At 63.2% G+C, this 15,735-nt stretch carries 12 protein-coding genes; all 12 read right to left on the bottom strand.

Annotated features, from left to right (window positions below):
* Window positions 1–115: 115 nt before the first annotated feature.
* The 12 genes from V6766_RS19915 to ftsW all read right to left on the bottom strand — a co-directional run bounded on the left by V6766_RS19915 (window position 116) and on the right by ftsW (window position 15,732).
* Window positions 116–952, bottom strand: coding sequence for an endonuclease/exonuclease/phosphatase family protein (locus V6766_RS19915; protein WP_448469425.1), 837 nt, complete (start codon window positions 950–952; stop codon window positions 116–118).
* A gap of 39 nt (window positions 953–991) precedes the next feature.
* Entirely contained in the window at window positions 992–2,434 is a 1,443-nt protein-coding gene (locus tag V6766_RS19910; protein ID WP_448469423.1) for a phospholipase D-like domain-containing protein, read from the bottom strand.
* Window positions 2,435–2,579: 145 nt separating this feature from the next.
* A complete protein-coding gene (recN, locus tag V6766_RS19905; RefSeq protein ID WP_448469421.1) occupies window positions 2,580–4,247 on the bottom strand; it encodes a DNA repair protein RecN in 1,668 nt (555 codons plus the stop codon).
* 28 nt (window positions 4,248–4,275) lie between these two features.
* Window positions 4,276–5,136 (bottom strand): outer membrane protein assembly factor BamD, encoded by an 861-nt coding sequence (locus V6766_RS19900; RefSeq protein WP_448469419.1) that lies wholly within the window; start codon window positions 5,134–5,136, stop codon window positions 4,276–4,278.
* Window positions 5,137–5,383: 247 nt separating this feature from the next.
* On the bottom strand, window positions 5,384–6,322 hold the full coding sequence (gene lpxC, locus V6766_RS19895) for a UDP-3-O-acyl-N-acetylglucosamine deacetylase (protein WP_448469417.1): 939 nt from the start codon (window positions 6,320–6,322) through the stop codon (window positions 5,384–5,386).
* Window positions 6,323–6,605: 283 nt separating this feature from the next.
* Window positions 6,606–8,195, bottom strand: a complete 1,590-nt coding sequence (ftsZ, locus tag V6766_RS19890) for a cell division protein FtsZ (RefSeq protein WP_448469415.1) — start codon at window positions 8,193–8,195, stop codon at window positions 6,606–6,608.
* 58 nt (window positions 8,196–8,253) lie between these two features.
* Complete coding sequence (ftsA, locus tag V6766_RS19885) at window positions 8,254–9,573, bottom strand: cell division protein FtsA (RefSeq protein ID WP_448428239.1); 1,320 nt, start codon at window positions 9,571–9,573, stop codon at window positions 8,254–8,256.
* On the bottom strand, window positions 9,570–10,448 hold the full coding sequence (locus V6766_RS19880; protein ID WP_448469413.1) for a cell division protein FtsQ/DivIB: 879 nt from the start codon (window positions 10,446–10,448) through the stop codon (window positions 9,570–9,572). The genes ftsA and V6766_RS19880 overlap by 4 nt, the downstream gene beginning before the upstream one ends.
* 35 nt (window positions 10,449–10,483) lie before the next feature.
* The gene (locus V6766_RS19875) at window positions 10,484–11,407 is read right to left on the bottom strand and encodes a D-alanine--D-alanine ligase (RefSeq protein ID WP_448469411.1); all 924 of its coding nucleotides are present in this window, start codon (window positions 11,405–11,407) and stop codon (window positions 10,484–10,486) included.
* 648 nt (window positions 11,408–12,055) lie between these two features.
* Window positions 12,056–13,456, bottom strand: coding sequence for a UDP-N-acetylmuramate--L-alanine ligase (gene murC / locus V6766_RS19870; RefSeq protein WP_448469409.1), 1,401 nt, complete (start codon window positions 13,454–13,456; stop codon window positions 12,056–12,058).
* Entirely contained in the window at window positions 13,456–14,568 is a 1,113-nt protein-coding gene (murG, locus tag V6766_RS19865; protein WP_448469407.1) for an undecaprenyldiphospho-muramoylpentapeptide beta-N-acetylglucosaminyltransferase, read from the bottom strand. Before murG ends, murC begins: the two co-directional genes overlap by 1 nt.
* A 3-nt stretch (window positions 14,569–14,571) precedes the next feature.
* The gene (gene ftsW / locus V6766_RS19860) at window positions 14,572–15,732 is read right to left on the bottom strand and encodes a putative lipid II flippase FtsW (protein ID WP_448469405.1); all 1,161 of its coding nucleotides are present in this window, start codon (window positions 15,730–15,732) and stop codon (window positions 14,572–14,574) included.
* Window positions 15,733–15,735 lie beyond the last annotated feature (3 nt).

Genomic DNA, 15,735 nt, shown 5'->3' with positions numbered 1-15,735 from the left:
GTCAAATATTCAATAGCTTAAAAGCCATACGCGATTCCCCTGCCCTCAAGGGGGGGAGATTGTAGGCTGATAGGGACGAGAACCACATAAAGGCCCTCGCCGGCCGCGCGTTCATTCACCCCGAAGCCTGCGCCGTCCCGGTCGTGTCGCCGCTCAACACCGCCGTATCAAGCAACGCCGTCAGCGGCAGATGGTCGGAAGCCAGGCGGGCGAGAAGCGAATCATGGGCCGCGAGGTCGGCAACCAGGTCGTCGCGGTTGGCGATGATGCGGTCGAGCGCGAGAACCGGCCAGCGGGCGGGGAAGCTTGCCCTGGGCGGCGGCAGCGCGCCGAAACTGTCCTCGAAGCGGCGCAGCGCCGAACCATTGCCCAGCCGCCATTCGTTCATGTCGCCCATGATTAGCGTCGGGCTTTCCTCACGGTTGCCGAGAAGGCCGATAATGTGGTCCGCCTGCTGGCGGCGCGAGGCGCGGAACAGGCCGAGATGAACGGCGACCACGCGCAGGTGGATACCGCTCTTGAGCTCGATATCGGTCAACAACGCGCCGCGCGGCTCCAGCCCCGGCAGTTTCTCGCGGTGGATATCGCGCACCGCGCCGTCGCGAAACAAAAGCACATTGCCGTGCCAGCCATGGGCCCTGACGCTGGGCTCCGCCGGCACCGCGATCAGGCCGGTTTCGGCCTCGATGCGCTTCAGGTCCAGAAGCCCGGTGCGCTCGCCGAAACGGGTATCGGCCTCCTGCAGCGCGATCAGGTCTGCGCCGATCTCGCGGATCACCTCGAAGGTACGGTCGGGATCGAAACGGCCATCCGTGCCGACGCATTTATGGACATTATAGGTCGCGACCCTCAGCCCCTCGCCCGCTACCGGCACGGCCGAATCCGGGCGCTTTCCGTTTTCACGGAAGGAGCGCAGCACCGCATTGGCAAGGGGAGATTTGATCGGGTTCATGTCTCACACATTTCTGATGAACATGAATATGGGTGTTTTTCAGAGATACGGCAATCCCAGCCACAAAATCCGGTCGCGAAGCCGATAGGGGAACGGCCGCTCCTGCAGCTTGGCGATCGTCACTTCCGTGGAATTGGCTCTGACCGCGCTGATGCGCGCCTGCAGCTCGGCGGCGAACTCCGTGTCGAAGACTTCGAGATCGGTTTCGAAATTCAGGCGCAGCGAGCGCGAGTCGAGATTGGAGGAGCCGAGATAGGACCAGCGCCCATCGATCGTCATCAGCTTGGAGTGGTTGAATGGCCCGTTATCGCGAAAGATCCGGCAGCCGCCCTCCAGAATCTCCTCGAACTGCGCGGTCATGGCCTTGTCGACAAGGCCGAGATTGTTCTTGCCCGGCACGATGATATCGACGGCGACGCCGCGCTTGGCGGCCGTCGCCAGCGCGGACAGAAGGTCCCGGTCGGGCAGGAAATAGGGCGACATGATCATCACGCTTTCCTCGGCAACAGAAAGCGCGCCGATGATCATGCTGTTATTGTTGCCGAGATTGCGGTCCGGTCCGGAGGGCACGACGCGGGCAATGACGCCGTCATGGGTCTCCGGGGCGGAAACCTTCCAGGCTGGCCCCTCAAGCTTTTCACGGGTTTCGAAATACCAGTCGGCGGCCGCCACGGTGAAATAATCGCCGGCGGCCGCGCCACGTAGCATGAAATGGGTATCGTGGGCGGCGTTCGGGCCGGTGAAGGCCGCGCGGATATTCATGCCGCCGGCGAAGACGGTTTCGCCATCGATCACCATGATCTTGCGGTGGGTGCGCAGATTGGCATAGGGCAGCCGCATCTTCAAAAGCACAGCACCATTGAATGTCGCGACCCTGATGCCGCGTTCGCGCAGCAGCGATGTGATGCGCGGGCGCGAATAGCGCGCGCCGATAGAATCGACCAGGATCCGCACCTCGACGCCGCGCTTGACCGCCGCATCGAGACTGTCGACGAACCGGCGGCCGATCTGGTCGGAATCGAAAATATAGGTTTCCATCAGGATCGAGCGCTCAGCCTTGTCGATCGCCTCCAGCATGGCGGCATAGGCGGCGTCGCCGGTTTCCAGCAGGTGGATGACATTGCCATCGGTCGCCGGCATGCCCGTGACGCGGTTGCCGAGGTTCCACATCGCCCCCATGCGCGGGCCGAAGGCGGAAACAATCGCCGCGCGGCCGACATGATGCTCCTTCTCCTCGTTGGCAACGGCATCCGGAATGCTGCCGCGCCGGTCGAGGATCGAGGCCCGGCGCATCCGGTTGATGCCGGCAACGGCATAGATCGCGGCGCCCAGAAGCGGCGACAGCATGATCACGCCGACCCAGCCGATCGCCGCGCGGACCTCGTCCTTGGTCATCGCGGCATGGATCGCCGCCGTCGCGCCGAGGAGGAACGAAATCGCCGCCAGAATATGCGGCCAGTAGTGTTCCAGAAAAGTCTCCATCGGCGGCGGTCCCCTTGATTCCTGCGCCACCGGAAAATGGAGGCGGCTATCCTGCCCGTCAACGTCCCTCCTCCAATCGCCCTGTCACGGGAGATCGGCGGGAGCTATTCCGGGTTCGTCCTCAGCTTATATCAGCAAACGCCGATCAACCATCGCCGGCGAGCAGTTTCGCGGCCGCCGCCCGCGCCTCCGCCGTGACCTTGGCGCCGGCCAGCATGCGGGCGATTTCCTCCTGGCGGGCCTCGGGACCGATCACCTCGACATGGGTGCTGACCGTATCCTTGCCGCGATCGCCCTTGGAGATCAGGAAGTGTCCCTCCGCGCGCGCCGCCACCTGCGGCGCGTGGGTGACGGAGAGCACTTGGACGTTCTCGGCAAGCCGCTTCAGCCGTTGGCCGATGGCGTCAGCCACCGCGCCGCCAACCCCGGTATCGATCTCGTCGAAGACGAGCGTCGGGGCCGAGCCCTTGTCGGCGAGCGCCACCTTCAGCGCCAGAAGGAAACGCGAGAGTTCGCCGCCGGAGGCGACCTTCATGATCGGCCCTGCCCTGGTGCCCGGATTGGTCTGCACCTCGAAGGAGACGGTATCGATGCCCTCCGCGCCGGCCGCCTCGTCATCGGCGGAAACCACGGCGGTGAACCGCGCCCGCTCCAGTTTCAGCGCCGGCAGCTCCGCCATCACCGCGGCGCTCAACTGCTCGCCGGCTACCTGGCGACGCTCCGAAAGCGCGCGTGCCGCGGCAAAATAGGCGGTTTCGGCAGCGGTCACGGCCTCGGTCAACGCCGCAAGCTTCGCCTCGCCGGCATCGAGTTCGTCGAGATCGGCAACCATGCGTTCGGCCAGCGCCGGCAGTTCCGTGACCGGCACATTGTATTTGCGGGCAGCGCCCCGCAGCGCAAACAGCCGCTCCTCGGTAAGCTCCAGTTCCTTCGGGTCGAAGGCCGCACGATTAAGCGCCGCCTCCACCTCCATCTGCGCGCTGGAGAGCTTTTCGAGCGCGGCATCCAGAAGCTCGACCGTCTCTTCCAGCAGGCCCGGCGCCTCGTGCGACTTGCGCTCCAGCCGGCGCACCAGCGAGGCGATCATCGGCACCGGCGAGGCATTGCCGTTTAAGAATTCCAGCGCCTCGGCGATGTCGCCCGCGATCCGCTCGGACTTCATCATGGTCGCGCGTTTTTCGGCCAGCGCATCCTCCTCGCCGTCCACCGGGGAAAGCTCCTGCAACTCATCCACGGAGGCGCGCAAATAGTCCGCCTCACGCATCGCCGCCTCAATATGGGCACGATGCTGTTTCAGCTTGCGCTCCGCGTCCCGCCAGCCGCGGTAGAGACCGGCGACGTGCTCTGCTTCAGCCGTCAGCCCGCCGAAGGCATCGAGCAGAAGGCGGTGGCCGTCGGTATCGATCAGCGCGCGCTCGTCATGCTGGCCGTGGATCTCAACAAGCAGCCGTCCGGCCTGCCGCATCATCTGCACGCTCACCGACTGGTCGTTGATAAAGGCGCGGGTGCGGCCATCGGCCGATTGCATCCGCCGGAAGATCAGGTCGCCATCATCGTCGAGACCGTTTTCGCGCAGATGCAGCCGCACCGGATGATCCATCGGCACGTCGAACACCGCGATCACCTGCCCCGAATCCTGCCCGTGACGCACCAAGGCGCCATCGCCGCGCGCGCCGAGCGCGAGCGAAAGGCTGTCGAGCAGAATGGATTTTCCCGCGCCAGTCTCGCCGGTCAGCACCGAAAGACCCGCGCCGAGGTCAAGCTCCAGCCGCTCGATCAAAACGATGTCCCGAATGGAAAGCTGGACGAGCATGTTTTTCGCGACCTGGCGGATGCGCCGTTTAGCTCGGCGTGGCGTCCGAAACAGCGGAGCCCCGGCCGGCCGATTTCGGTTCAAGCCCCTTGGAATTCAGGAGCTTATACGCACGCGCATACCACGGGCTGTCGGGATAGTTATGCCCGAGCACCCAGGCCGCGTTCTGCGCCTCGGAGACCACGCCCATGGCGTAATAGGCCTCGACAAGGCGCTCCAGCGCTTCCTCGATCTGGTTGGTATCGGAATACTCGTCGACCACCTGATTGAAGCGGGAGATCGCGGCGACATAATCCTTGCGTTCCAGATAGTAGCGGCCGACCTGCATGTCCTTGCCGGCGAGTTGGTCGCGGGCGTAGCGGATCTTGGCGCGGGCGTCACCGACGTAATCGGAGTTCGGATAATTGTCGATCACCTTCTGCATCGCGACGATCGTTTGCTCGGCCGCCGTCTGGTCCTGGGTGACGTCGACGATTTCCTTGGAATAGGCAAGGCCGATCAGATACTGCGCATAAGCCGCATCCTTGGAGTTCGGATAAAGCTGAACATAGCGCGTGCCGGATTTGACCGCCGCCTCGTATTTGCGCGAACGGTATTCCAGATAGGTCTGCATCAGGAGCGCCTGCCGGGCATAGTCGGAAAGCGGGTTCTGGTCCTGCACCGCCTTGAACTTCCGCAGCGCCTCGCTCACCTTGCCGGCATTGATGTTGGCAAGCGCCTCATCATAGACCTGCTGGGGCGGATCGGCCTCATACTGCAGCGTGGTGATGTCGACATCCTTGTCCCGGGAGCAGCCGCCAAGAACGATACCTGCTCCGATAATTATGGCCGCCGGCAGCGCCGCTGCGCGAAACGCTCCCCGTCTTTTCCGGTTCAAAGTATCAGACATTGCTTGTGCCCCAGTTGCGCGTCATACCGACGCATTTCTGTTTCAACCGACGTTTTACGCATATCCCGCTGCCAAGAGCAATCGCAGGCGCGCGAAAAACGCACAAATTAATGGCGCTTCAATAGCGCATTCTTAAGCAGCCCGAAAGGCAGGAAGCGGCCCGAGCGGACAGAGCCAGCAAATGAAAAGGCGGACCGCCGCAAATGCGCCGATCCGCCTGAATATTTTAGCTTTATCCGATAAAACCTCAGGACGCGGGCCCGGCCGCCACCACGTCTTCCTGACGCAGGCGGAATGGCAGCGCGCCCCGCGGCGAAACGATAACGGCAGCGCCGGGCGTTTCGAACAGCTTGCGCACGGCGGCGGCATTCAGCGCGTGACCGCCGCGATAGGAGCGGAAGGCGCCGGCGAAACGCATGCCCATCATCGCCAGATCGCCAACGGCGTCGAGCGTCTTGTGACGAACGAACTCGTTTTCGTAGCGCAGGCCCTCGGCATTGATGACGCGGTCGTCATCGGCGATCACCACCGAGTTTTCGAGCGACGAGCCGAGTGCGAAACCACGCGCCCACATCGGCTCGACGTCACGCATAAAGCCGAAGGTGCGCGCGCCGGAAAGTTCCCTGCGGAAGGTATCGGCGTTCATGTCGCCGGCCCATTTCTGGCGGCCGATGACCGGCGTCTCGAAATCGATCTCGACGTCGAAACGGGTGCCGTCATAAGGCGAGAACTCGGCCCAGCCGGCGCCGCTTTCAACGCGCACCGTCTTGGCAACCTTGATATAGCTGCGCTGCCTGGAAAGCTTGACGATGCCCACCTCATCCAGCGCGTCGACGAAAACCCGCGAACTGCCATCCATGATCGGCATTTCTGCGCCGTCAACGGAGATGACGAGATTGTCGATGCCAAGCGCGTAGATCGCGGCCATCAGGTGCTCGATCGTGGCGATCCATTCGCCCGGATGCGTGCCGAGAACGGTGCAGAGCGCGGTCGGGCCGACATTGTCGGCGACAGCCTTGAAGCTACTGATGCGCTTGCCGTTTTCGTAGCGTTCGAACAGGATGCCCTGATCGGCCTCGCCCGGCTGCAGGACAATCGTCGCCGGCTTGCCCGAATGCACGCCGATCCCCGAAATCCTGACGGAGTTCGAGATGGTCGTCTGCAATCCGAAAATACCTGTCGACATGATCATGTCCCTACTCAACTGAATTGCGACCCTGCCTTATCAACGCCAAATACCGTGTTCAGGTTGCGCGGCGACCTCCAGAGGACGGCGTGCGCATGGCGTGCGGCGAGTCGATGCCTTGCATGTAGTTACGCATACGTCCGCACGATTCCAAATCACTGTTTCTTTCGTAATGTTACGAAACACATAAAAACCCGGCCGCGCGGGCGGCCGGGTTCGTTGTGCGAGAAGGTTTTCAAAAAGACGGTTACCGGTCCCCTAACGAATGGGGACCGATCGAGATTCAGTTCGCCTGACGACGCAGGAAGGCGGGGATATCGAACTGATCGTCATCCTGACGGGCCGGCTGCGCTTCGGCACGGCGCGGCGCGTAGGGGTTCTGCTGCGGCTGAGCCGGCTGCGCGGGTTCGCGACGAGCCGCCGACTCCTCGTGATGGCCCTCGAAGCTTTCGTCGCCGCGGCCAAGCGTGTTGGAAAGGCGCTTGAACAGGCCCTTCGGTCCGCGCTCTTCATGCTCCTGACGACGGCTTGCGCTCATTTCGCCCTGAACCACCGGCGGAAAGTCGGAGACTTCCGGCATGCGGCGCGGCTCGGCCATCTGCGGGCGAGCTGCCTGCGGCGCGGCCTGACGCGGAGCCTGAGCGGAGAAGATCTGGCTCTTCGGCTGCATCTGCGGGGCCTCGGCGCGCGGCTGCGGCTTTGCCTGCTGCGGCTGATGGCTCATCGCCATCTGCAGCTCGCGTTCCATTTCAGCTTCGGCGGAACGGATCGTTTCGGCGATCGGGTCCTGGCGCGGCTGGGGGGCTGCAGGCTGAGCCGGCTGGCTCGGCTGGGCGTTGCTGGAGCGGATTTCCGGCGCGCGGGTCTCGCGGCGCGGTTCCGGCGCATCCTCGTCGCCGTGGTTGATCGAACGGTCGATGCCGGTGGCGACGACGGAGACGCGGATGATGCCTTCCAGTTCCTCGTCGAAGGTGGCGCCGAGAATGATGTTGGCGTCCGGATCGACTTCTTCTCGAATACGCGTTGCAGCCTCATCGACTTCGAACAGCGTGAGGTCACGGCCACCGGTGATCGAGATCAGCAGGCCCTGAGCGCCGCGCATCGAGGTTTCGTCGAGCAGCGGATTGGCGATCGCGGCTTCGGCGGCCTGCATTGCACGGCCTTCGCCGGATGCCTCGCCCGTGCCCATCATGGCGCGACCCATCTCGCGCATCACCGAACGGACGTCGGCGAAGTCGAGGTTGATCAGGCCTTCCTTGACCATCAGGTCGGTGATGCAGGCAACGCCCGAATAGAGCACCTGGTCGGCCATCGCGAAGGCGTCGGCGAAGGTGGTCTTGTCATTGGCGATCCGGAACAGGTTCTGGTTCGGAATGACGATCAGCGTGTCGACCGACTTCTGCAGTTCCTCTATTCCGGCGTCAGCGAGACGCATGCGGCGCTGGCCTTCGAACTGGAACGGCTTGGTGACGACGCCGACGGTCAGGATGCCCTTGTTGCGGGCGGCCTGTGCGACGATCGGAGCAGCGCCCGTGCCGGTTCCGCCGCCCATGCCGGCGGTGACGAAGCACATATGGGTGTTGTTGAGGTGATCGATGATCTCATCGATGCACTCTTCGGCAGCCGCGCGGCCGACTTCCGGCTGCGAGCCGGCGCCGAGACCTTCGGTGACGCCGACGCCAAGCTGGATGACGCGTTCGGCCTTGGTCATGGTCAGCGCCTGGGCATCGGTGTTGGCGACAACGAAGTCGACGCCCTGGAGGCCCGCGGTGATCATGTTGTTGACGGCGTTGCCGCCGCCGCCGCCGACACCGAAAACGGTGATGCGCGGCTTCAGTTCAGTAATATCTGGCTTCTGCAGCGTGATAGTCATGAGTTTCGTTCCTTCTCGCTATGGCCGTACCGCCTAGCCGGCCAATCTCTGGTGTTCGTTAAAAACTTTCCCTGAACCACTGGCCGACGCGTGCTAGGCGTCCGCCACCCGACGACAGAAAGCCCCGCTGCTCGCTGCCATAGGTTTCGCTCTCCGCAAGCTGCGGATAGATCAGAAGGCCCGCGGCCGTCGAAAACGACGGCCCCTTGGCCGGAAGCGGCAGACCGGAAACGCCCATCGGACGACCGATGCGGACATTCCTGCTCAGGATCCGCCGCGACAATTCACTGAGGCCGATCAACTGGCTTGCGCCGCCGGTCAGCACCACCCGCTTTCCGACAACCGCCGAAAAGCCCGAAAGCTGGATCCGGTCGCGGATCAGTTCCAGCGTTTCCTCGATCCGCGCCCTGACGATCTTCGAAAGCAGCGCCTTCGAAACCTGACGGGGCTGGTCGTGATCATCCTCGCCGATGGAGGGCACCGCGATCATCTCGCGCTCATCGGCGCTGGAGGTGATCGTCGAACCGTGCACGCATTTCAACCGCTCGGCGTCTTCCATCCGGGTCGAAAGACCGCGGGCCAGATCGGTCGTCACGTGATGGCCGCCGAGACTGATCGCATCGGTATGAACAAGCCGGCCTTCGGAGAAGACCGAGATCGACGTGGTGCCGGCGCCCATGTCGATCGCCGCGCAGCCGAGTTCGACTTCATCGTCCACCAGAGCGGCAAGACCGCTGGCGTAGGGGGTCGCCACCATGCGCTCCACGGAGAGATGCGCGCGGTTGACGCAGAGTTCGAGATTGCGCAGCGCCAGCCGTTCCGCCGTCACCACATGCAGGTCGACGCCGAGCGTCTCGCCATACATGCCGAGCGGATCGCGGATGCCGCGCTCGCCGTCGAGCGTGAAGCCGGCGGGCAGCGAGTGCAGCACCTGCCGCTCCTCGTTGATCGAGCGGCGGGAGACGGCGGACAGGACGCGGCGAAGATCGGAGGAGTCCACGTCCTGCCCGCCAAGGTCGATCGCCGCGGTATAGGTATCGCTCTTCAGGCGACCGGCCGAAACATTGACGATCAGGCTGTCGATGGTGATGCCGGCCATGCTTTCGGCCGCGTCCACCGCAAGCCGGACCACATGTTCCGCCGCATCCAGATTGACGATCACGCCGCTCTTGATGCCCTGCGAACGCTGATGGCCGATGCCGATGATCTCGATATTGTGGGTGCGGCCCGGCAGGATCTGGCTCTCCTCACGCGGGGTCAACCGCGCGATCATGCAGACCACCTTGGAGGAGCCGACATCGAGAACGCTGACGATATGCGTCTTCTTGGCCGAAAGAGGCTTGGCGCGACTGAAGCCGGACGAGCGGAACAGAGTCAAAGTCGCCTCCCCTTGTTCTTGAATGTCTTCTGCAGCGCTTCCGTGGCCTCAGTGCGGCGCTCCATGGCGTCGGGCGTCAGCTGGATCGCGACCCGGTCGTCGAGACGAAGGTCGACGGCGGCGATTTCGCGCTCGAGGATGGAGCGTTCGGCCTCAAGCTTGCGCAGGCGAACCAGCGCCGCATCGCTGCCTTTTTCCGGCAGCTTCACGATCATGCCATTGTCGAGATAGAGGTCCCAGCGGCGTTCATCGACGCGCTTGAAGGCGCGCACGCGCTCGGAAAGCTCCGGCCATTCCTGCATCAGGTCCTCGACATCCTTGGCCGCGACATTGCCGCCCTGGCCAAGCACCAGCGGCAGGCGGCGGAATTTCGGCGCGCTCAGCGGACCGATGATATTGCCGTCACGCTCGACCATCAGAAGCCGACCGTCTTCCTGCTGCCACAGCGCATAGGGAACGCGCTCCTTCAGCGAAATCTTGAGCGTCGAGGGATAGACCTTGCGGATATCGGCATCGGCGACCCAGGGGAGATTCAAAAGCTGGCCGCGCGCCATCTGGATATCGACGCCCTGCAGCGAATAGGCGCCCTCAAGGCCGAGGCTCTGCAGGACCACGATTTCCGAGGTCTCGCTATTGCCCGAAATCTCGATATCCTCCACCGCGAAGCCGGAGAGCTGGAAGGCGGCGCGGCGCACGAGATCACCCTTGCCGGCCACGATCACGGCGTTGGCGCCGACGGCGGCGAAAAACACCAGCGCGGCGGCGCTGCCGATATGTCTGGGAGCGCCGGTGCGACCGGTGAAGATGCCGGTCGTGGCGCGCACCAGACGGCGGAAAGGACGCGGCAATACGCCCGCGCGGCTGCCCTGAGCCATGCGATCGCTTACCCCGCTATCATCCCTTCCAGTCTTCAACGCAAACACGAAGCGTCCTCCACCATCCAACGGAGAAAAGCACCAAAACTCATACCGGCTTCCGCCGCCATTTCAGGAACCAGGGAGGTGGGGGTCATGCCGGGCTGGGTATTGATTTCCAGCCAGATCAGCCCGTCCTCGCCCCTCTCCTCATCAAACCGGAAATCCGAACGGCTGACGCCGCGGCATCCCATGATCTGATGCGCCTGAACGGCCAATGATTGAATCTTTTGGTAAATATTCGGTTTAACTTCCGCCGGCAGAATGTGTTTTGAGCCGCCGGGTTTGTATTTTGCGTCGAAATCGTAGAATTTCTGACCCACCGGCACGATTTCGGTCACGCACAGCGGCTTGCCGTCGACCACACCGCAGGTGAATTCGCGCCCGCGCACGAAACGCTCGACCATGACGGCTTCACCATAAGGCCATTCGGCAGACGTGATCGACTGCGGCGGCGCGCTCTGGCCTTCATCGACGATGACCACGCCGAAGGACGAGCCTTCATTGACGGGCTTAACCACATAGGGCGGCGCCATCGGATGCGTCTTGCCGATTTCGGAACGCTGCATCAGCCGGTCTTCCGCTACCGGAATGCCGCCGGCGGCAGCAATGCGCTTTGCCTGGATCTTGTTCATGGCAAGCGCCGAGGCCAGCACGCCGGAATGGGTGTAGGGGATTTCCAGATATTCGAGGATGCCCTGAATGGTGCCGTCTTCGCCGAACGGCCCGTGCAGCGCATTGAAGGCGACATCGGGCTTCAGCTCGGCAAGCACGCTCGCCACATTGCGGGTGACATCGACGCGGGTGACGCGGAAGCCTTCCGCCTCCAGCGCGTCGGCGCAGGGGTTACCCGAGGCAAGGCTCACCGGCCGCTCGGAGGAAAACCCGCCCATCAATACCGCTACGTGTAAGGCACCCATGCCCGTCCCCATCTTTTCCAGCCAAAGCCGGAAAGCACACTCACAATGCCGCTTTTTTAAGGAAAGCGTGATGGGGCCATTAGTGAACGAGGATGGTTAATGAAGCGTTTACTTTGGTTAACCGGGCCAAAAAAATCCATGCGATGAAACGGGTTAAGGGGGCGATGACAGCGCTGGTCAATTGATCGAGAATGCGCTGTTAGCACAGTATTCTTGGGTCAGAAGCGTGTTGCAACTGTCATGGAATGACCGAGCACAAAACAACAGATGAACCAGAAATACCTGAAACGCCCAACGGACGGCGTAACCACAACGCCCCAACCAACTTGAAATCACCTGATAGCTTTTCGGCCCGCGCCGACCCCTCAGCACCGATCTCCCCCTTTTGAGGGGGAGATGTCGCATATGACTTTTTCGCATAGCCCCCAATCTTCTCGCCCCGGAGGGGAGAGATGTCGCGAAAGCGACAGTGAGGGGGGAGCATATCACCGCGAGCGCCCTCACAGTTCTGGGAGGCTGCTTCACCCTCACTGCCCCTGTCGGGGCATCTCTCCCGCAAGCGGGAGAGAGTATCGGGAGCAAGCTGCCACGCCATATGCGATACCCCTGCCTTTCAAGGGGAGAGATTGTGGGGGGCAATCTCACGAATCACGCCTGCGCCGCCAGTTCCCCCGGCAGCTTTGCAGCCCAGTTGGTGATGCTGCCGGCGCCGAGCAGGACGACGAAGTCGCCGGGTTTGGCGATCTTGGCCACGGCGCCCGCAAGGCCCGATTCATCGGCCAGATATTGCGCGTCACGGTGGCCGGCGGCCTTCATGCCGGAAACCAGCGTTTCGGCATCGAAGCCCGGGCGCGGATCCTCGCCGGCAGCATAGACCGGGGCGATGAACACGGTGTCGGCGTCGTTGAAGCAATTGGTGAAATCCTCGAACAGGCTTTCGAGGCGGGAATAGCGGTGCGGCTGGTGGACGGCGATGATCCGCCCCTGACAAGCCTCGCGTGCCGCCCTCAGCACCGAACGGATTTCAACCGGGTGATGGCCGTAATCGTCAAAGATCTGCGCGCCATTCCATTGGCCCACCAGCGTGAACCGGCGCTTGACGCCGCCGAAGGCGGCCAGCCCCTTGCGGATATCCGCCTCGGAGATATGCAGTCGGTCGGCGACCGCGATCGCCGCCGTGGCATTGGAAACATTGTGGCGGCCCGGCATCGGCAGGGAGAGGTTTTCGAGCTTGACCGAGGGACGGCGACGGCGGCGGATATCGACGTCGAAGATCGTGCGCGTGCCCTCGTTGCGGATATTGGAAAAGCGCACATCGGCCTGACGGTTCTCGCCATAGGTCACGATGCGGCGATCCTCGATCTGGCCGACCAGCGTCTGCACTTCGGGATGATCGAGGCACATCACGCCACAGCCATAAAACGGCACGCTCTCGACGAATTGCCGAAAGGCCGCGCGCACGCCGTCAAACGTGCCGTAATGATCGAGATGTTCGGGATCGATATTGGTAACGACCGCGATTTCGGCGGGGAGCTTCAGGAAGGTGCCGTCGGACTCGTCGGCCTCGACCACCATCCACTCGCCCTCGCCCATGCGCGCATTGGTGCCATAGGCATTGATGATGCCGCCATTGATGACCGTCGGGTCCAGCCCGCCGGCCTCCAGGAGCGTCGCCACCATAGAGGTGGTCGTGGTCTTGCCATGGGTGCCGCCGATGGCAATCGCATCGCGGAAGCGCATCAGCTCGGCGAGCATTTCGGCGCGGCGCACCACGGGCAGATGTTTTTCGCGCGCGGCGGTGAGTTCCGGATTGGTACGTTTGATCGCGGAGGAGACAACGACGACTTCGGCATCGCCCAGATTTTCGGCCTTGTGGCCGATGAACACGGAAATGCCTTTCTCGCGCAGCCGGACGACATTGGCGCTTTCGGCTTGGTCGGAGCCCTGCACCTTGTAGCCGAGATTGTTCAGCACCTCGGCAATTCCGCTCATGCCGATGCCGCCGATCCCGACAAAATGGACGACGCCGATCGCTTCAGGCATTCTCATCAGTCAATTCCTTCAATCTTCTGTCCCGACGCCAACGCCTCCGCCATGTCGGCGAGTTTCTGCGTTGCATCGGGCCGGCCGGCCGCGCGCGCGGCGGCGGCGGCGGTTTCAAGTTTTTCGGGATGCTCGATCGCATCCTTCAGAATGTCCGCGAAGCGCTCGGTGGTCAGTTCGGACTGGCGCACGACTTCTGCGCCGCCCTTGGCCTCGACGAGGGCGGCATTGGCCGCCTGATCGTGATCGAGCGCATGCGGATAGGGCACATAGATCGCCGGCCGGCCGATCACCGAAAGCTCCGACACGGTGGAAGCTCCCGAGCGGCACACCACAAGATGAGCGCCAGCAATCCGTTCCGCCATATTGCCGAAGAACGGCGAAATCTCTGCCGGCACGCCAAGCGCCTCAAAGCGTTCCGTGACGGCCTCGACATCTTCCGGGCGGGCCTGCTGGGTCACCGTCACGCACCGGCGAAGCTCTTCCGGCAGCGCGGCAATCGCATCCGGCACAGCTTCGGCAAAGAAATGCGCGCCCTGGCTTCCGCCGAAGACCAAGAGGTTGAAGGTTTCGCCTTCGCTGCGCGCCGGATAGGACGTCTTCGCCGCTTCGAGCACGGCCGGACGCACCGGGTTTCCGGTCTCGAATATCTTCGCGCCTTGCGGCTCGCCGGAGCGGGTCAGGAAACCGCCTGCAATGGCGTTGACGCGTGGCGCCAGCATCTTGTTGGCCCGGCCCATCACCGCATTCTGCTCATGCAGCATTGTCGGGATGCCGCCGCTTGAGGCAGCGTAAACCGGGGGCACCGTCGGGTAGCCGCCGAAGCCAATCACGGCTGCCGGCCGGTATTCTGCAAAAAGCGATCTGGCGATCCGCGACCCCTTGAACAGGGTGAAGCCAGCGCGAATGACGGCAATCGGGTTCTTCGACCCGATCGTCGCAGACGGCACGACATGGATTTTTTCGGCCGGAAAGGTCCCGGCGTAACGCTCGGCGCGGCTGTCTGTCACAAAGTGCACTTTGTGCCCGCGCGCGATCAACTCATGGGCCAGAGCTTCAGCCGGAAATACATGTCCGCCTGTCCCCCCGGCAGCCAGGAAAAACAGTTTGCTGTCCATCATCTACTCCGCCGGTACGCCGCGCGGTCGGCCCGGCTCGAAGAAGTGGTCCTGGCGCGCGCGCTTGTCGGGGCGGTGGCGGGTGAGCGCCAGCACGAAGCCCGCGCCGATGCAGGTTGCGATCATGGACGAGCCGCCGGCCGAAATCAGCGGCAGCGTCATGCCCTTGGCCGGCATCAGCTGCAGCGCCACGCCGATATTGATCACCGACTGCATGCCGATCTGCAGCACGAGGCCGGCGACGGCGAAGCGGGCGAAATCGTCGCGCTCGCGATAGGCATGGCTGAGGCCGCGCAACACGATGAAGGCGAAGATCGCGACGATGAACATGCAGAACAGGATGCCGAATTCCTCCGCTGCCACCGAGAACACGAAGTCGGTATGGCTGTCCGGCAGCCGCCGCTTGACGATCCCCTCGCCCGGCCCGAGACCGAACAACCCGCCATTCTGGATTGCCTTGGCGGCAAGCTCCACCTGAAGGTTGTCGCCTTCCCCGGTCAGGAACCGGTCGATACGCGAGGTCACGTGCGGCAGCCAGGTATAGGCCGCCAGAATGCCCGCGACGCCGGCGCCGCCGAGGCCCGCGATCCATATCCACGACATGCCGGCCATGAAGAAGATGCCGCCCCAGACGATGCCGAGCAGCACGGTCTGGCCGAAGTCCGGCTGGGCGATCAGGAGTACGGCGGAGACGATGAACAGCATGCCGGCGAACAGGTTACCCGGGATTTCCGGATAGCGCTGATGCTCGGCGAAAAGCCAGGCACAGACCACCGCGAAGGCCGGCTTGAGGAACTCCGAGGGCTGCACCGAAAAGCCGGCAAGCACGATCCAGCGGCGCGAGCCATTATTGGAGGTGCCGATGAACAGCGCCGCGACCATTGCCAGCAGCGAGCCGATGAGAATGATCACCGCCAGACGGCGGATCATGCGCGGCGAGCAGAAGGAAAGCGAAATCATCACCGCCAGCGACGGGATAATGAAGATCGCGTGACGGGTGACGAAGTGGAAACTGTCATAGCCGAGGCGTTCGGCAACGGCGGGCGAAGCGGCAAAGGAAAGCATGAAGCCGATGCCCATCAGCACGATGAAGGCTGCCAGCAACCATCGGTCGATGGTCCAGAACCAGTCTGCGATTGGGCCTCGCTGAACGCGACTGACCATGGA

The sequence above is a fragment of the Martelella sp. AMO21009 genome (genome assembly GCF_053484295.1).
The sequence above is the reverse complement of the archived record's forward strand: the minus strand, read 5'-3'. Positions and strand labels throughout refer to the sequence as shown.